This is a genomic window from Rheinheimera sp. F8, from assembly GCF_001518915.1.
Genome location: NZ_CP013656.1, coordinates 1,958,017 through 1,975,292 on the forward strand (window position 1 = coordinate 1,958,017; position 17,276 = coordinate 1,975,292).

General features: G+C 50.3%; 21 protein-coding genes. 17 read left to right on the forward strand and 4 right to left on the reverse strand.

Features of this window, described 5'->3' with window-relative positions; translation table 11 throughout:
• Window positions 1-130: 130 nt before the first annotated feature.
• The 7 genes from mlaF to murA all read left to right on the forward strand — a co-directional run bounded on the left by mlaF (window position 131) and on the right by murA (window position 4,794).
• Window positions 131-946 (forward strand): phospholipid ABC transporter ATP-binding protein MlaF, encoded by an 816-nt coding sequence (gene mlaF, locus ATY27_RS08860; protein WP_208933439.1) that lies wholly within the window; start codon window positions 131-133, stop codon window positions 944-946.
• Window positions 943-1,725 carry a lipid asymmetry maintenance ABC transporter permease subunit MlaE gene (gene mlaE / locus ATY27_RS08865; protein ID WP_208933438.1) on the forward strand — a complete coding sequence of 261 codons (783 nt, stop codon included), beginning with the start codon at window positions 943-945 and terminating at the stop codon, window positions 1,723-1,725. Before mlaF ends, mlaE begins: the two co-directional genes overlap by 4 nt.
• A gap of 3 nt (window positions 1,726-1,728) precedes the next feature.
• On the forward strand, window positions 1,729-2,196 hold the full coding sequence (mlaD, locus tag ATY27_RS08870) for an outer membrane lipid asymmetry maintenance protein MlaD (RefSeq protein WP_208932838.1): 468 nt from the start codon (window positions 1,729-1,731) through the stop codon (window positions 2,194-2,196).
• A complete protein-coding gene (locus ATY27_RS08875; protein ID WP_244151405.1) occupies window positions 2,193-2,864 on the forward strand; it encodes an ABC transporter substrate-binding protein in 672 nt (223 codons plus the stop codon). The genes mlaD and ATY27_RS08875 overlap by 4 nt, the downstream gene beginning before the upstream one ends.
• Window positions 2,857-3,147 (forward strand): STAS domain-containing protein, encoded by a 291-nt coding sequence (locus ATY27_RS08880; protein WP_208932837.1) that lies wholly within the window; start codon window positions 2,857-2,859, stop codon window positions 3,145-3,147. The genes ATY27_RS08875 and ATY27_RS08880 overlap by 8 nt, the downstream gene beginning before the upstream one ends.
• Before the next feature lie 120 nt (window positions 3,148-3,267).
• Entirely contained in the window at window positions 3,268-3,525 is a 258-nt protein-coding gene (locus ATY27_RS08885) for a BolA family protein (RefSeq protein WP_208932836.1), read from the forward strand.
• 6 nt (window positions 3,526-3,531) lie between these two features.
• Window positions 3,532-4,794, forward strand: a complete 1,263-nt coding sequence (murA, locus tag ATY27_RS08890) for a UDP-N-acetylglucosamine 1-carboxyvinyltransferase (protein ID WP_208932835.1) — start codon at window positions 3,532-3,534, stop codon at window positions 4,792-4,794.
• A 67-nt stretch (window positions 4,795-4,861) separates the two neighbouring features.
• Here the strand turns inward: murA and ATY27_RS08895 are convergent, their stop codons facing one another.
• The 3 genes from ATY27_RS08895 to ATY27_RS08905 form a co-directional block, all read right to left on the reverse strand.
• Complete coding sequence (locus ATY27_RS08895; RefSeq protein ID WP_244151404.1) at window positions 4,862-5,947, reverse strand: trypsin-like peptidase domain-containing protein; 1,086 nt, start codon at window positions 5,945-5,947, stop codon at window positions 4,862-4,864.
• A gap of 179 nt (window positions 5,948-6,126) precedes the next feature.
• On the reverse strand, window positions 6,127-7,488 hold the full coding sequence (locus tag ATY27_RS08900; protein ID WP_208932834.1) for a Do family serine endopeptidase: 1,362 nt from the start codon (window positions 7,486-7,488) through the stop codon (window positions 6,127-6,129).
• A gap of 58 nt (window positions 7,489-7,546) precedes the next feature.
• The gene (locus tag ATY27_RS08905; protein WP_208932833.1) at window positions 7,547-7,996 is read right to left on the reverse strand and encodes a YhcB family protein; all 450 of its coding nucleotides are present in this window, start codon (window positions 7,994-7,996) and stop codon (window positions 7,547-7,549) included.
• A gap of 124 nt (window positions 7,997-8,120) precedes the next feature.
• Between ATY27_RS08905 and zapE the strand changes: the two genes are divergently transcribed.
• The 9 genes from zapE to ATY27_RS08950 all read left to right on the forward strand — a co-directional run bounded on the left by zapE (window position 8,121) and on the right by ATY27_RS08950 (window position 15,849).
• Window positions 8,121-9,212, forward strand: coding sequence for a cell division protein ZapE (zapE, locus tag ATY27_RS08910; RefSeq protein WP_208933435.1), 1,092 nt, complete (start codon window positions 8,121-8,123; stop codon window positions 9,210-9,212).
• Between the two features lie 197 nt (window positions 9,213-9,409).
• On the forward strand, window positions 9,410-9,838 hold the full coding sequence (rplM, locus tag ATY27_RS08915) for a 50S ribosomal protein L13 (protein ID WP_208932832.1): 429 nt from the start codon (window positions 9,410-9,412) through the stop codon (window positions 9,836-9,838).
• Window positions 9,839-9,851: 13 nt separating this feature from the next.
• A complete protein-coding gene (gene rpsI, locus ATY27_RS08920) occupies window positions 9,852-10,244 on the forward strand; it encodes a 30S ribosomal protein S9 (protein WP_208932831.1) in 393 nt (130 codons plus the stop codon).
• Window positions 10,245-10,626: 382 nt separating this feature from the next.
• Window positions 10,627-11,217, forward strand: a complete 591-nt coding sequence (petA, locus tag ATY27_RS08925; RefSeq protein ID WP_208932830.1) for a ubiquinol-cytochrome c reductase iron-sulfur subunit — start codon at window positions 10,627-10,629, stop codon at window positions 11,215-11,217.
• Complete coding sequence (locus tag ATY27_RS08930; RefSeq protein WP_208932829.1) at window positions 11,217-12,491, forward strand: cytochrome bc complex cytochrome b subunit; 1,275 nt, start codon at window positions 11,217-11,219, stop codon at window positions 12,489-12,491. Before petA ends, ATY27_RS08930 begins: the two co-directional genes overlap by 1 nt.
• Window positions 12,491-13,231, forward strand: a complete 741-nt coding sequence (locus tag ATY27_RS08935; RefSeq protein WP_208932828.1) for a cytochrome c1 — start codon at window positions 12,491-12,493, stop codon at window positions 13,229-13,231. Before ATY27_RS08930 ends, ATY27_RS08935 begins: the two co-directional genes overlap by 1 nt.
• Window positions 13,232-13,291: 60 nt before the next feature.
• A complete protein-coding gene (gene sspA, locus ATY27_RS08940) occupies window positions 13,292-13,927 on the forward strand; it encodes a stringent starvation protein SspA (protein WP_208932827.1) in 636 nt (211 codons plus the stop codon).
• Between the two features lie 17 nt (window positions 13,928-13,944).
• A complete protein-coding gene (locus ATY27_RS08945; RefSeq protein ID WP_208933434.1) occupies window positions 13,945-14,382 on the forward strand; it encodes a ClpXP protease specificity-enhancing factor in 438 nt (145 codons plus the stop codon).
• 117 nt (window positions 14,383-14,499) lie between these two features.
• Window positions 14,500-15,849, forward strand: coding sequence for an IS1182 family transposase (locus ATY27_RS08950; protein WP_208933168.1), 1,350 nt, complete (start codon window positions 14,500-14,502; stop codon window positions 15,847-15,849).
• Window positions 15,850-16,060: 211 nt separating this feature from the next.
• Here the strand turns inward: ATY27_RS08950 and ATY27_RS08955 are convergent, their stop codons facing one another.
• The gene (locus tag ATY27_RS08955; protein WP_208932826.1) at window positions 16,061-16,255 is read right to left on the reverse strand and encodes a hypothetical protein; all 195 of its coding nucleotides are present in this window, start codon (window positions 16,253-16,255) and stop codon (window positions 16,061-16,063) included.
• 309 nt (window positions 16,256-16,564) lie between these two features.
• Here ATY27_RS08955 and ATY27_RS08960 point away from each other — a divergent pair, with 309 nt between their 5' ends.
• On the forward strand, window positions 16,565-17,275 hold the full coding sequence (locus ATY27_RS08960; RefSeq protein WP_208932825.1) for a hypothetical protein: 711 nt from the start codon (window positions 16,565-16,567) through the stop codon (window positions 17,273-17,275).
• The last annotated feature ends 1 nt before the right edge of the window (window position 17,276 follow it).

Here is a 17,276-nt window from a genome sequence, read left to right on the forward strand (position 1 = left end):
TGCGGTGATTAATTAGGCGTTTGCCTTGCATAGTACTGTCAGTCACCGTATATTGCGCCGTTTTTTCCCGCCTGCCAGTGCAGGGACCGGAATCAGCACTCCGGCCAGGAATGTGCATAGCGAGAAACGAATGGAGTTTGGTTTGGATAAGCCATTGGTTGATATTCAGAATTTGACTTTCCGCCGCGGCGATCGTGTCATCTATGACGACATGAGTATGCAATTTCAGCGGGGCAAAGTTACCGCGATCATGGGGCCAAGCGGCATCGGTAAAACGACACTGCTACGGCTGATAGGTGGTCAGTTAAAGCCGGACAGCGGCAAAATCCTGTTTGAGGGGGCTAATATTCCCACGCTCAGCCGGCAGGAGCTGTATCAGGCCCGCAAAAAAATGAGCATGTTATTCCAGAGTGGCGCGTTGTTTACCGAGATGTCGGTGTTCGACAACGTCGCATTTCCGATTCGCGAACATACCCGGCTGCCGGAAGCCATTATCCGCACAATGGTGCTGATGAAGCTTGAAGCGGTTGGGTTACGCGGCGCCCGGGATTTAATGCCGGCAGAACTCTCCGGTGGCATGGCGCGCCGCGCGGCACTGGCGCGGGCTATTGCATTAGATCCGCAATTGATTATGTACGACGAGCCATTTGCCGGACAGGATCCGATTTCAATGGGCGTGATAGTCCGGTTGATACGCTCCTTGAATGATGCGTTGGGGCTGACTTCTATTGTTGTGTCGCATGACGTCGCTGAAGTGATGAGTATCGCCGATTACGTTTATGTGGTGGCGGAACGTCGTGTCATTGGCCACGGTACACCCGAGCAGTTGCGCCAACACGAATCACCGCTGGTGCAGCAATTCCTGCAGGGACAAGCGGACGGGCCTGTGCCGTTCCACTTTAAAGCAGCCGATTATGCTACTGAATTAATGGAGTTAAGCCGCTGATGCTGAATCAAATCCAGCAGTTAGGTGCCAACACACTAGGTACGTTGCAGGGCCTTGGCCGGGCAACTCTGATGTTGTTTGGTGCCTTATGGGGGCGGCCACGGCCGCTGAAGAACTGGCATCTGTATATGAAACAGATTTATGTGGTCGGTGTGTTGTCATTGCTGATCATTCTGGTATCCGGCCTGTTTATCGGCATGGTGCTGGCGCTGCAAGGCTATACAGTTCTGGCTAAGTTCGGTGCCGAACAGATGTTAGGGCCTTTGGTAGCGCTCAGTCTGTTACGTGAACTGGGACCGGTCGTGACTGCGTTACTGTTTGCCGGTCGGGCGGGCAGTGCGCTGACCGCAGAGATCGGTCTGATGAAAGCCACGGAACAGTTGTCGAGTATGGAGATGATGGCTGTTGATCCGCTGCGTCGGGTCATCGCGCCTCGGTTCTGGGCCGGCGTCATCAGTATGCCATTATTGGCGCTGATTTTTAATGCGGTCGGCATTCTGGGCGGCCATCTGGTTGGTGTCGACTGGCTCGGTGTTGATGGTGGCGGCTACTGGTCTGCGATGCAGGCTAATGTCGATTTCCAGCAGGATGTCATTAATGGCGTGATCAAAAGTATCGTGTTTGCCTTTGTGGTGACTGTGATTGCGCTGCACAAAGGTTTTGATGCGGTCCCAACGTCGGAAGGGATCAGTCAGGCAACGACTCAGACTGTGGTGACAGCCTCACTGGCTGTACTGGGTTTTGATTTTGTATTAACCGCTGTCATGTTTGGTGGATGAGAAATGGCATCACGTAAATTAGAGTTATTTGTAGGTTTTTTTGTCGCATTGGCGATCGCAGCGTTGTTGTTATTGGCACTCAAAGTGGCCAATACCGGTGTCGCCGGTTCGGATCAGAGCTATCAGTTATTAGCTAAGTTTGAAAATATTGGCGGCCTGAAGGCGCGTTCACCGATCAAAGTCGGTGGTGTTGTGGTTGGACGGGTCGCGTCAATTCAGTTAGATCCGGAATCGTTTCAACCGGTGGTTACACTGGAGATCAACAGCAGTTATAACAATTTTCCGGAAACCAGTTCACTGGCGATCCTGACCTCAGGGCTACTGGGGGAACAATACATCGGATTACAGCCGGGTTTTGTCGATGAGAACGTTGAAATTCTGAAAAACGGTGACTACATCGAAGACACCAAATCCGCCATTGTGCTGGAAGAGCTCATTGGCCAGTTCTTATTCAATCGTGGGAATCAATGATGAAAGCATTATTCAAAGTATTGCTGGCGGCGACTGCGCTGCTGGCGTTTTCGCAGGCTCAGGCGGCAGACGCTGCAGTGCCGAAATATGACGACCCATACAAAATGATGGAAGTGCTGGCAGATAAAACCTTCCAACGTATTGCCCGGCAACAGGCTGACATCAAAAAGGATCCGGAAATTCTGCGTACAATCGTCACAGAAGAGCTGGTGCCTTATATCGACAGCCGTTACGCAGCTGGTTATGTCATTGGCAACGCAGTCAAACTGAATACAGTGCCGAAGGAAGATTTTAATACTTTTGTTGGCGCCTTCCAGAACTACATGGTTGGTACTTATGCCGGTGTATTTACCCAGTATCGCGATCAGCAAGTGATGATTGAACCGGGTCAACCGATTGAAGCCCAAAAGAAAATTATCACGATCAAAACCCGGGTGATCGACCCTGGTAAACCGGATATCAAAATCGAATTTAAACTGCGTCGCGTCAAAGGTGCGAGTAACTGGTTGGTCTTTGACATGGTCGCCGAAGGTATTTCTTTACTGGATAGCAAGCGTTCTGAACTGGGCAGCCTGATCCGTCAGCAAGGCTTGGTCAGCGTGGCTGCGCAGTTAGAAGAGAAAGCCAAAGCGCCGATCAAAGCGCCTGAGAAAGCGAAAAATGCTTGAGATCCGTCAGGAACAGCAAGTACTGGTATTCAGCGGCGAGCTGGATCGCAACACCGTCGTGCAGTTCTGGCCATTTAAACCATTGCAGAGTCTGCAGGGCAATGCGGTGTTTGACCTTGCCGCATTAAAGCATGTGGATACAGCAGGCCTGGCCTGGCTGATCCAGGTATTGTCGCAGGCAAAGGCAAAATCTCTGCAGGTCACGTTACGTGGCATGCCGGCGCAATTGCGTTCACTGGCTGCGGTCAGTGATGTATTAAGCCTTTTACCGACAGAGAGCTGAAAAGCACTCCGAGGCAGGATATAATGACAACCCGGCGCCAGTACGCCGGGTTTTATTTTTGGCGATTGTCCGGTTAACGGACGCTCGCAAACCACCACACTGTGGCACAAGGGTATCCAGATGGATTGTAAAGAGATTGAACAGCGGTTGCTTGAGCAGCTGCAACTGGCTGAAGTGTATGTGAAAACTGATGGCAGTCATTACTCTGTCACGGCCGTGGGCGATTGTTTTGACGGCTTGAGCCGGGTAAAACAACAGCAGCTGGTGTACGCACCGCTGATGAGTGATATTGCCAACGGCAGTATTCATGCCCTGCAAATTAAAGCCTTCACGCCAACCCAATGGCGTCGTGAAAAACTCCTTAACCCGCCGGTGTAAGCAAAGATGCAACAATTTTTAGTCAAAGGCGGCGCCCGCCTGCAAGGCGAAGTATCTATTTCCGGTGCGAAAAACGCCGCATTACCGATCCTGTTTGCAACCCTGCTGGCTGAACAGCCATCAGTGATCAGTAATGTGCCTGCGTTAAAAGATATCGACACCACATTTAAACTGCTGCGGATGTTTGGCGCCGTCGTTGAGCGTGACGCTGATCGGGTGACCGTCGACGCGACCAACATCACCAGTCAGCTGGCGCCATACGAGCTGGTGCGCACAATGCGCGCATCTATTCTGGCGTTAGGGCCATTGTTAGCCCGTTTTGGTTATGCCGAAGTATCGTTACCGGGTGGCTGCGCGATCGGTGCGCGTCCGGTCAATCTGCACATCGATGGCCTGCGTAAAATGGGTGCGCAGATTGTCGTGGAAAATGGCTATATCAAAGCGCGGGTTGACCGGTTAAAAGGCGCACATCTGGTGATGGACATGGTCAGTGTCACTGGCACCGAAAACCTGTTGATGGCGGCAACGCTGGCTGATGGTGTGACCATCATCGAAAATGCTGCCCGTGAGCCTGAAGTAGTTGATTTAGCTAATTATCTGATTGCTTTAGGAGCGAAAATCAGTGGTGCTGGCAGTGCAACAATCCGGATTGAAGGGGTGCCGTCGTTAGTCGGTGCCAAGCACAAAGTGCTGCCGGATCGGATTGAAACCGGCACTTTTCTGGTCGCTGCGGCCGTTACTGGCGGGGATGTGACCTGTACCAATACCGATCCGGCTGAACTTGAAGTCGTGATGGAAAAATTACGGGAAGCCGGTGCTGAAGTCACCACCGGGGCTGATTGGATCCGCCTGAATATGACTGGGCGTAGCTTAAATTCTGTCAACGTGAAAACAGTGCCACATCCGGGCTTTCCGACCGATATGCAGGCGCAGTTCACTGTGCTCAATGTGGTGGCAAGTGGAGTCGGCGTTGTTACCGAGACTATCTTTGAAAATCGCTTTATGCATGTGCCGGAACTGCAGCGGATGGGTGCGCTGATCCAGCTGGAAGGCAATACGGCTGTGTGTCAGCACACGCCACAGCTGAACGCCGCGCAAGTGATGGCGACTGATCTGCGTGCATCAGCCAGTCTGGTGATTGCTGGTCTGGTTGCGCAAGGCGACACTGTTGTTGACCGCATTTATCATATTGACCGTGGTTACGAGCAGATCGAGTTTAAGTTGCAGAAATTAGGTGCAGAGATAACACGGATTAACGCGCCGGTTTAATCACTCTGTATTATGTGCTTAAAAAAATGCCCGCGGTTGCGGGCGTTTTTGTTGTCAGCATTGACGTCTATTCAGCTTCAGGCCTTAAGCCTATCCGGCATTTGAGCGTCACTTTTTGACCTTGCCTTTCCAGTAATAAATCAATCTCTGAGCCAGGCTCGGTTTCAGCCACGATGTCCAAGGCCTGACCAACGCTCGTCAGTGCCTTATGATCGACCTGCAACAGAATATCGCCTTGTTGCACGCCGGCAGTATCAGCAGGACCAAAAGGCTCAACCTGGTCGATCAGCACGCCATAAAATGGCTGACCGGTTGATACCTGACGCTCGCCAGCAGCATTAACGACCGGAATACCATTCATCCCAAGCGCCCCCCGCACAACTCGCCCGTGTTTAATCAGCTTTTGCATCACAGTCGCGGCCAGTTTATACGGCACAGCAAAGAAAATTCCCTGCACTTCCAGATTGCGCTGACGCTGAAACGCAGCGGTATTAATGCCGACTAACACGCCATTACTATTGACCAGCGCGCCACCTGAGTTGCCTTCATTGATGGCCGCGTCCATTTGCATAAAATCGGTGTATGAATTGGTACTGAGGCCAGCCCGGCCTGTCGCGCTGATAATGCCTTGAGTGATTGATTGGCCCAGATTTAACGGGTTACCAATCGCAAGTACCAGGTCGCCGACTTGTGGCGCCAGTTCCGGATTTTGTGGAATAACCGGCAGATCTTCTGCTTCGACTTTCAGCACGGCAAGGTCGGTCATTTGATCCTGGCCGATCAACAGTGCATCGAGCTGCCGGCCATCCTGCAGCGCAACGACGATTTGGTCGGCACCGTGTACGACGTGGTAATTGGTCACGATATAACCATCGCTGCGCATGATCACGCCCGAACCCAGTGATTGATTCTGGATGACACGGCGCTCATACGAGCGCTCGTCCAATTGAGTACTGCGCGTATAAACATTAACTACTGCTGGTGCCGCGGCGCGGACTGCTCTGGCATAAGATATGGCGGCTGGCTCGGATTCTTCAGGCTGCAGCAGATGGGCAAGCTGCAATTGCCCGGACGGGGCAAGAAGCAGGTAAAGCAGTGCAAGTGCCAGCCCATAGGCCACGCCCTTAAAAATCAGCAGCAGGAAATTAGTCACGACAGTTCTATCTGAGCTCAGGAATGTTTCAGCATAGCATTGATGCCGGCAAAGCTGCAGCAGAAAAAACGTTACTGATCATGAAATTGGGCTTGTCGTGGCCTGCTTGGACATAGCCAGGCTTCAGCATTTTTGCAAATAAAAAGCCGGGTTGCCCCGGCTTTATCTGATGGTACGAATTAACGGATCAACGTATAGAATACAGTGTTATCCCGTTGAATTTGCAGAGCAATCACACCTTGCGCCCCTTCCAGGATAGTACGGAGCTGATTGATATTTTCAATACGAGTACGCCCCACACCGATAATCACATCGTTTTTCGCCAATCCTAGCCTTGCTGCCGGCGATCCGTCGGCAACTTCAACAATCAACACGCCCGCATCGCCGTCGGCAGTTTTACCGTTAGCAAAGTTGGCTCCAGCCAACATGTCATGCAAATTCGCTGCGGTGACATTAGCCTGATCCGCGGCAGAAAGTTTTACATCCAGCGAGACCTGTTTATCTTCGCGCAAAACACCAAGTTTGACCGATTTACCTACCCCGAGTGTACCAACTTTGGCACGCAGTTCAGACATGCTCTGGATTGGCTTACCATTCAGGCTTACGATCGCATCACCCGCTTTTATCCCCGCTTTTTCCGCGCCGGAATTTGGTGTTACTTTGCCAACAAACACACCTTTGTTGGTTTTTACGTTCATATTTTTTGCCAGTTCGGCATTCAGGTCATTCCCTTCAATACCGAGCACGCCACGTTTTACTTCGCCAAATTCAATAATTTGATTAACCAGATTTTTCATCATCGTCGACGGAATAGCAAAACCGATACCGATATTGCCGCCATTTGGTCCTAATATGGCGGTGTTAATACCAATCAGCTCACCTTTTAAGTTGACCAGAGCACCACCGGAGTTACCGCTATTGATCGCTGCGTCGGTCTGGATGAAATCTTCATATTTTTCAATATCAAGACCACCGCGGCCAAGCGCACTGACAATACCGGAAGTGACGGTTTGACCTAAACCAAACGGATTACCAATGGCGACGGTAAAATCGCCGACCCGCAGCGTGTCAGAATCCGAGACCGTGATAGCGGTCAGGTTGTCGGCTTTGATTTGCAACAGTGCGATATCGCTGTCCGGATCTTCACCGATTTTTTTTGCATCAAAAGTCCGGCCATCTTTTAAGGTGACCTGAATTTCATCGGCTTGATTAATGACATGAGAGTTGGTAACCACATAACCTTTGGCGGCATCAATGATGACGCCGGAACCCAAACCGCGGAATGGCTGAGAGCGGCGCATTTCGCCTTGACCAAAAAACTGTTGGAACGCATCCGGCACCCGTTGACGCACTTCGCGGTTGCCAGCAACGTTAATGTTGACGACGGCAGGGGTCACTTTGTCGAGCATCGGGGCCAGGCTAGGCATTTCGGTGCCGGCTTCGGCACCGAAGAAAGGGAGTTTAGCCGCTGCAGGGCTTGGTTGAGCTAACAGAAAAACTGCAAGAATACTTGCGGTGACAAAGGATAACTTCATATTCATAACGCACTTGTCTCCATCGGGTAACTGCCTCTGAAGACCGGTGCATTTTTAAAAAGTTTCAGTTTCCTGAATTTTTTTCTGTTGGGAAGGTTTTCATCAACCCGCTGGAATGGCCCGCATAATCAAGCGGTTGCTGTGCATGTGACACTTGTTTGCGTCGGCGTTCATCGATTTGGCCAAGCGATTTACGAATATGTTCCGCTGTATCTGTCGACAAATAATTCAAATGCGTCGGGCGTTGCACCGGGGCTTTGTCGACCAGCGTCATCTTGGTACTGGCCATATGGCGGACGATTTGTTCGTAGTTATCCTGCAACTGACTCATCAGCCGTTGGGTGGTCTCCAGATGGTCGGACACTTCCGTGCGATAATTTTGCAACTGGGATTTACTCTCTTCGAGTTCAACCTGCAGTTTGTTCTGATTAAATTGCCGGACACTGTAAAAACGGGCGGCTGCAGCACCAATCACTAAACCGGCTATCAGCCAAAGAATGGAAGACATCAACATAACAACTCCTGGAACTACGATTTACTGTCAAGTGTAACCGATCTTCTTATCGGTAGTGGTAAGGCATGTTACTATAAGCGTTAACTTTTCCCGGCCAGAACCTGCGCCCGCACTGCATTGTATGATGACGCCACAGCAAAAATATCAGCTTGATTTACAGCGCCCCGATTTTCAGTTTGATGCCGCTCAGCAACATGCCGTGTTGCAACTGCAACGCCTGTATGACGATTTTGTCAGTCACGCTCCTAAAAAAATTACTATTTTCAATAAGTTATTAGGGAAGAAGCCTGAATCAAACCCGCTTAAAGGTTTGTATTTCTGGGGCGGTGTTGGCCGTGGCAAGACCTATCTGGTAGATACATTTTTTGAATGTTTACCCGGGAACCGCAAACTGCGTGTGCATTTTCACCGGTTTATGCACAAAGTCCATGACGAACTGAAAGCGTTGGCGGGTGAGCCCAATCCATTGGAAAAAGTCGCGGACCACTTCAAACGTGATGTGGATATCATCTGTTTTGACGAGTTTTTTGTCTCGGATATCACTGATGCGATGATCCTGGGCACGCTGATGCAGGCCTTGTTTGCCCGCGGCATCACGCTGGTGGCGACATCGAACATTGAGCCGGATGGTTTATACCGTAATGGCTTGCAGCGCGCGCGGTTTTTGCCGGCGATTGCATTGATTAAACAATATACCGATGTAGTGAATGTCGACAGTGGGATTGATTACCGCTTACGCACTTTGCAGCAGGCAGAAATCTATCACGCGCCGCTCGATGAAAAAGCTGAGCAAAATTTGCAGCAGTATTTTTTGGCGTTGTCGGTCGAGCCGCGACAGCAGGATGGCCAGATTGAAATTGCCAGCCGCAAGCTGCAGTATCGACGTGAGGCTGATGGCATTATCTGGTTTGAATTCAGTGAGTTATGCGAAACGATGCGCAGCCAGTATGACTACATGGAACTGTCGAAAATCTACCATACGCTGCTGCTAAGCGGTGTGAAGCAGATGGGGCAGGGCAATGACGATGTGGCGCGCCGTTTTATCGCGTTGGTCGATGAGTTTTATGAGCGTAAAGTGAAGCTGATTATTTCGGCAGAATTGCCAATGGAGCAGCTGTACACGCAGGGAATTCTGTCGTTTGAGTTCCGGCGCTGCCTGAGCCGTCTGCAGGAAATGCAGTCACAGGATTATCTGGCGCTGGCCCATCTGCCGTAAAACACTGATTCGATCGAAAAAATCTGCACAAAACAGCTGTTTTTTGTGCAGCCTTCCTTTATAATCCGCCGCCGGCCCACGTTACAGCCTGATTCTGCCGTAGCCTGGCAGTTTGCAGTACTCGAAGGGGTACGATAAACGACGCAGCCTGAGTAGGTTGTGTAAGGTGTAACATATTTATTTTTGGGTAGTTTTTGATGAAAACTTTTACTGCTAAACCAGAAAGCGTAACTCGCGACTGGTTCGTTGTTGATGCCGCAGGTAAAACCCTGGGTCGTCTGTCAACTGAAATCGCTAGCCGTCTGCGCGGCAAGCACAAGCCAGAATACACGCCACACGTTGACACCGGCGACTACATCATCGTAGTTAACGCTGACAAAGTGACTGTAACTGGTAACAAAGCGAAAAACAAAATGTACTATTCTCACTCTGGTTTCCCAGGTGGCATCAAAGAAATTAACTTTGAAAAGCTGCTGGATAAAAAACCTGAGATGGTACTGGAGACCGCGATCAAAGGCATGCTGCCAAAAGGTCCACTGGGTCGCGCTATGTTCCGTAAGTTAAAAGTGTATGCAGGCGCCGAGCATCAGCACGCTGCCCAGCAACCACAAGTTTTAGACATCTAACGGGAGCATAGACATGGCACAGAATCAATATTACGGTACTGGTCGTCGTAAGACCTCTACTGCACGTGTATTCCTGAAAGCGGGTGCTGGTAACATCGTTATCAACCAACGTACTATCACTGAATACTTCGGTCGTGAAACTGCTCGTATGGTTGTTATGCAACCATTAGAGTTAGTTGAAATGGTTGGCAAGTTTGACATGTACATCACTGTTAAAGGTGGTGGTATTTCTGGTCAGGCTGGTGCTATCCGTCACGGTATCACCCGTGCACTGATGGAATTTGACGAATCTCTGCGTCCTGCGCTGCGTAAAGCTGGTTTCGTAACCCGCGACGCTCGTAAGGTAGAACGTAAGAAAGTCGGTCTGCACAAAGCGCGTAAGCGCCCACAGTACTCAAAACGTTAATTCGTTTTCCCGAAAAACCCGGCTTCTGCCGGGTTTTTTTTCGTCTGAAACAATGCTCTGCACTCTGGTAATTCGACAAAGTCCGGTAATACTTGTTTGCGTCCGGCATAAAACAGCTATGGTGATAAAGGTGCACGCTCTGCTCAGATGCGCTGCTGCTTATCGTTAGTAATTTGTAAAGCAAATTCAGTCTGTTGCCCACATTGTCCGGGATCAAAAAATTGCGAAAAAAAACTGCAGCTGGTCGCATAGAATCAGTGTAAATCCTTGTAACAGGCAGGGCTTTTCATTATGATCCGCCGTATTTTGCAACTTATAATAATCGCTGTAATTCAGCCGCTTAAACTGCTTAAGTTTTAAGCGTAAACGTGGAGATGAGTGGATGAGCAATGCGCCAGTTGATCATGGTCGCCGTCGCTTCCTGACCATCGCGACCTCTGTTGTAGGTGGTGTTGGTGCTGTTGGAGCAGCCGTTCCCTTTATTGCTTCCTGGAATCCGAGTGAAAAAGCAAAACAAGCCGGTGCGCCTGTTACTGCGAATATCGGCAAACTCGAGCCAGGTCAGTTAATTCGGGTGGAATGGCGCGGTAAACCGGTGTGGGTCGTGAACCGTACACCGGATATGTTAAAAAGTCTGGCGGCCGTTGAAGGTCAGCTACGGGATCCGAATTCTGACGAAGAACAGCAGCCGGCTTATGCGAAGAACCAGCATCGCTCGAAAAAACCAGAAGTGTTTGTCGCGGTCGGTATTTGTACCCACCTGGGCTGCTCTCCAACTTACAAGATGGCTGATTTTGATGCCCATGTTGAAGGGATCGCATCTGGTTTCTTCTGCCCATGTCACGGCTCCACGTATGACATGGCTGGTCGGGTGTTTTCCGGCGTTCCTGCGCCAAAAAACCTGATGATCCCACCATATATGTTCACTGATGACACAACGCTGGTTATCGGTGTTGACGAGGGGACTGCCTGATGTTTAAAAATTTCATGAGTTGGATTGAGTACCGCATGCCATTTATGGAGAAGATGAATCTCCATGTGATGCAGTACCCGGCGCCAAAAAACTTCAATTTCTGGTACTTCTTCGGCTCCTTAGCGATGCTGGTACTGGTAAACCAGATTGTCACCGGCATCTGGTTAACGATGAATTTCGAGCCTTCTGCTGAACGCGCTTTTGCTTCTGTTGAATACATCATGCGCGATGTCGACTACGGCTGGCTGCTGCGATATATGCACTCAACCGGTGCTTCTGCCTTTTTTGTAGTTGTGTATCTGCACATGTTCCGCGGCATGATGTACGGCTCTTACCAGAAACCACGTGAGCTGCTGTGGATCTTCGGTATGCTGATTTTTGTCGTGCTGATGGCTGAAGCTTTCATGGGCTACCTGCTGCCATGGGGCCAGATGTCGTTCTGGGGTGCTCAGGTTATTATTTCAATTTTCGGTGTTATTCCGGGGATTGGTGATGATTTAACGCTGTGGATCCGCGGCGACTACGTCATTTCCGGCGCAACATTGAACCGTTTCTTTGCGTTACACGTCATTGCGCTGCCACTGGTGCTGGTCATTCTGGTGTTCTTACACATCATTGCATTGCACGAAGTGGGCTCAAATAACCCGGATGGTATCGATGTTAAAGTACCAAACGAAGGGCAGAAATTTGAGAATAACGTCTCAGAGAAATTCACCTTCCATGAATATTTCACCAAAGGTGGCAAGAAAATCATCGTCGATGCGATTCCATTCCACCCATATTACACGGTGAAAGATATCGTTGGCGTGGTGGGCTTCCTGATTATCTTCTGTGCAGTGATTTTCTTTGCACCTGAAGGCGGTGGCTACCTGTTAGAAGCGCCGAACTTTGAACCTGCGAATCCGATGAAAACACCTGACCACATTGCTCCGGTGTGGTATTTCACGCCGTTTTACGCCATTCTGCGGGCGATTCCGGACCAGTTGTGGGGCGCGATCCTGATGTTCGCAGCCATCATTCTGCTGGCACTGTTACCGTGGTTAGATCGCTGTAAAGTGCGTTCAGTGCGCTACCGCTCAACACTGCACAAACTGAATCTGGTTAACTTTGTGATTAGCTTTATTGTGTTAGGGGTTCTGGGTGTATTACCAGCAACACCGACATATACACTGTTTGCACAGATCGCATCTTTTGCTTACTTCGGCTTCTTCGGTTTACTGTGGTGGTACAGCAAAAACGAAAAAACCAAACCATTGCCTGTGAGGTTGTCATAATGCTGAAAAAGTTATTCTCAGTACTGGCACTGGTGACGTCTGCTTCAGTGTTGGCTGCAGGTGGTGTTGCTGTCCACCTGGACAAAGCACCGATTAACCTGCATGACAAAGAATCATTGCAGCGCGGCGCTAAGATGTTCCAGAACTACTGTCTGGGTTGTCACCAGATGGAGTACCAACGTTATTCACGTACGTTCCGGGATTTAGGTATTCCGGATGACGTCGGGATGAAAGAGCTGGCGTTTACGGCAAATAAAGTCGGTGATTTCATTAAGAACTCAACGCCAAAAGCCGATTTGGCCAGATGGTTTGGTGCGCCGCCACCGGATCTGACCAACGTGGCCAGGGTGCGTGGTCCGGATTGGATTTACACCTACCTGCGCTCGTTTTATGCAGACCCGACACGTCCATTTGGCGTGAACAACGAAGTGTTCCCACTGGTTGGTATGCCGCATGTGCTGCAGGAATTGCAGGGTATTCCGCATAAAAAACACGAAACACAGATGGTCGATGGTGAGTCGAAAGAAGTTTATGTCGGTATTGTCGCCGATGGATCAGGTGAACTTAGTCCGGAAGAATATGACCGTGCTGTAGCAGATCTGGTTAACTATCTGGAGTACACTGGCGAGCCTTCTAAACTTGAATCCCACAGCCTGGGTATTAAAGTAATGATCTTCCTGTTTATTTTCTTTGTGTTGGCATTCCTGCTGAAGAAAGAATACTGGAAAGACGTTCATTAAGCGCCACGCGCTGTCAGTATAAGGGGCCGCAAGGCCCCTTTGCCTTTTTCGGAGGAAGCCATGGCGAGCAACGCCAGCAGACGTAATACAATGACTTTGTTCAGTGCCGCAGCCGATATGGATAGCCATCACGTGCGGATGGTGCTGGCCGAAAAAGGCATCAGTGCAGATATTCTGGTCGTCCATCCCGGCAACCTGCCGGAAGACGTGTATGAAGTGAATCCATATGGTAGTTTGCCCACACTGATTGATCGCGATTTGGCGTTGTATCAGGCCGATATCATCATGGAATATCTGGACGAGCGTTTTCCGCATCCGCCATTACTGCCGGTCTATCCGGTCGCGCGTGGCCAAACCCGGCTGATGATGTATCGCATCAAACGCGACTGGTATGGTCTTGCTAATAAGATTCTGGCCGATGCACCCGGCGCAGCCGATGCCCGGCACGATTTACGTGAAAGTCTGTTATCGACCGCGCCGATTTTTGCTGACTCACCGTTTTTTATGAGTGACGAATTCAGCTTACAGGACGTATACCTGTCAGCGTTGTTATGGCGCCTGCCACTGCTTGGCATTGAGTTGTCCGGCCCTGGCAGCAAACCAATTAAAAATTATATGCTGCGGATGTTCGAACGCGATGCCTTTCAACAGTCACTGACTGAAGCAGAGCGCCGTATTCATCCCGGTATGTATTAAGAGAATTCATCATGCAAATGACTCCAAACCGGCCTTATCTGTTGCGTGCTTTTTACGAGTGGATTGTCGATAACAACTGCACACCTTATCTGGTCGTTGATGCCACTATGCCTGGCGTGAAAGTACCATTGCAGCATGTCAAAGATGGTCAAATTGTGCTGAATATCAGCCCGGGCGCTATTGGCAATTTATTGCTGGGTAATGATGCAGTGACTTTTAATGCCCGGTTTAGCGGCAATCCGTTTGCGCTGTATATTCCACAGCGTTCTGTGCTGGCGATTTATGCCCGTGAAAATGGCGCTGGCACTATGTTCACGCCGGAAGAAGAATGGCAGGAAGATGAGCTGGATGACGCGGATACTGACGTTGAAGAAGCCGCAGTCAGTGACAGCCCGGAACCCGGTCCGGATGATGACAAGCCGAAAAAAGGCAGCCATTTACGGGTAGTGAAATAGGCATTGCCTGTGTAAACCAAAAAGCCGCTCTATGCGGCTTTCAGACTGCTGACAAAGGCCTGGACGTAGATCCAGGCCTTTGATCTAATAGAGGGAGTCCAAACAGGAGCTGCCCTCATGCTCAGAGATATCTCCCCGCAACAACATCAGCTTGAAATGGTGACACTGGAACAGCTGGTGCCACAAAACCATCTGGTTCGTAAAATCGATACCACCATAGATTTTGAGTTTATCCGTACTGAAGTCGCTGATTTGTATTGTAAAGACAATGGCCGGCCGGCGATTGACCCGGTGATGCTGTTCAAAATCATGCTGCTTGGTTATTTGTTTGGCGTGCCCAGTGAGCGCCGGCTGATGCAGGAGATTGAGGTCAATGTGGCCTATCGCTGGTTTTTGCGTTTGTCGCTGACCGATAAAGTACCGGACGCTTCAACGCTCAGTCAGAACCGTATTCGCCGTTTCAACGGGACTGATGTGTTCCAACGGGTCTTCGACCGGATTGTTGAGCAGGCCATTGCCAAAAGGTTGATTGGCGGCCGCGTGCTTTACACCGACAGCACGCACTTAAAAGCCAGTGCCAATAAGAATAAATCCATCAATAAGTTAGTGGCAGCCAGTACCTCGGCCTATGTCGACCAGCTCAACGCGGCGATTGAGGAGGAGCGCAAAGCCGCCGGAAAAAAGCCACTGGCTCCCAAGGATGACAGCGTCTGTGAACTGAGCGAGATAAAAGCCAGTACCACAGACCCTGACAGTGGTTTTATGACGCGCGAAGGCAAACCGCAGGGCTTTTTTTACCTCGACCACCGCACCGTCGATGGCCGGCACGGCCTTATTACTGACACGCACGTCACGCCTGGCAATCAGCACGACAGTCAGCCTTATATTGCGAGGCTTGACCGGCAACTGCAGCGTTTCCAGCTTGAGCCGGTCGCGGTTGGGCTGGATGCGGGCTACAACACTGCGATGCTGTGCCACCTGATTAAAGCGCGGCAAATTGAGCCGGTGATGGGCTACCGCCGGCCCAACAAAGGCAAAGACTTATTGCGCAAAAGCGCGTTTGACTACGATAAAGACAGCGATTGTTACCGCTGCCCGCAAGGCGAACTGCTGCAGTACAGCACCACCAATCGTGCCGGGTATCGTGAGTACAAATCCGACCGCAACAAATGCAAAGATTGTCCTATCCGCAGCCGCTGCACGAAAAGTGAGAATCACACCAAAGTATTGACCCGACACGTATTTGAAACGGCCAAAGAGGCAGCCAATGAAACCCGGTTAAGCGCATGGGGCAAGAAGATTTACAAAAGGCGCAAAGAAACAGTAGAGCGTAGCTTCGCGGACGCCAAACAACACCACGGCCACCGCTATGCCCGCTTCAGAGGGCTGGAAAAAGTCCAAATGCAATGTCTGCTGGCGGGTGCTGCGCAAAACATCAAGAAAATGGCGTTACTGCTGGCCGCCTGAGCCAGTCTCAAGCCTAAATCTCTATCAACCAAGCCAAATGCCAGCTCATTCAACACCAGCCCAATCAAATTCAACAACCCACAACATTATTAAGCCATGACCACTGACGGAGAATGCACCACTCCTGAAAAGCGCAAACCCCAGAAAACTGGGGTTTGTCATTAATCTGAAAGCCGCTCTATGCGGCTTTTTTATTTTCGGGCCCGGCAATTCAGTGCACCACGACTTTTCGCACGACCACAGGTTTTTTCACGACTACCTGCTTAACCACCACGGTCTTCGGCACCGGCTTTGCCACCACCACATGCCGGTGATGTGCCGGATGCACCACACAACCTGACAGTACCACCATCGCGAATAAGCCCATCAGCCAGACTCTTATCACCGCACCCGTTAACTTTTGCATCTAAGGTCCTTTATCGTGTTGGTTATTTACGGACTGAGTGTAGTGATTAACACGTCAATCAGGTGAAAAGGCAGGTAAAGGTTTGGTAAATCTCTTACGGGAACGCAACGCTCCAGCAAGGTCGCACAGACGCTATCACCAACCGATATCAATGTTTCATCAGGTTTTTCAAGTTGATTTTATTTAGGCTGAATTTGTGTTGTTGCAACAGTTGTTGAACTACAGAAACAAAAATATTACATTTCGAATTTTCAAATTGAGTTTATCTGCTTTGATTTTGGCAGACTTTTCACACAGGACGTGTTGCTGATGCATATCCCCACTGATCGTTTCCCTTTCTGGCAACAACCCAAAATAATTCTTGGCGTGATAACTCTGGTTACCTTAGCACTGGGCATGCTGATATCCGGTTTCTTTTCTGCCTCACCTGCATCATTACAGCAGCAGACCAGCCGGATACAGCAGGGGACTCTGGACAATCAAATCAGTGCCTTTGGCGTTTTAGTCCCGCAAAAAGTGCAAAGTCTGATCGCAATGACCGAAGGCCGGGTGTTGCAGCTGGCGCAAAGGCCCGGCGCTATGCTTGACGCCGGGCAGCCGATTTTGCAACTGGTCAATCCAAAATTACAGCGCCAGCTGGAAGAGCAGGAGCTGGCATTACAAGCGCAGCAGGCCGAATTTTTATTGCTGCAGCAGCTGGAGCAAGAACAGTTGCAACTGCAGCATGATTTACGGCTGGCCCAGGCCGAGCAACAACTGTTGCAAACCCAGCTGGCCGCCAAACAAGAGTTGTATCAAAAGCAAATTGTCTCAGCGCTGGATTTTGCCCAAAGCGAAGCATTGCTGACGCAGGCCAAACAGAAAGTACTGCTGGCCGAAGAAAAACTTAAAGGCTTTGCCAGATCCAGCCAAAACCGGCTGTCTGCAGCGGAACTCAACCGGCAACGCGCGGAAAAACAACGGGATATTGCCAAACAGGATGTGCTGGCGTTGGCCGTCAGCAGCGATATCAGCGGCTAGC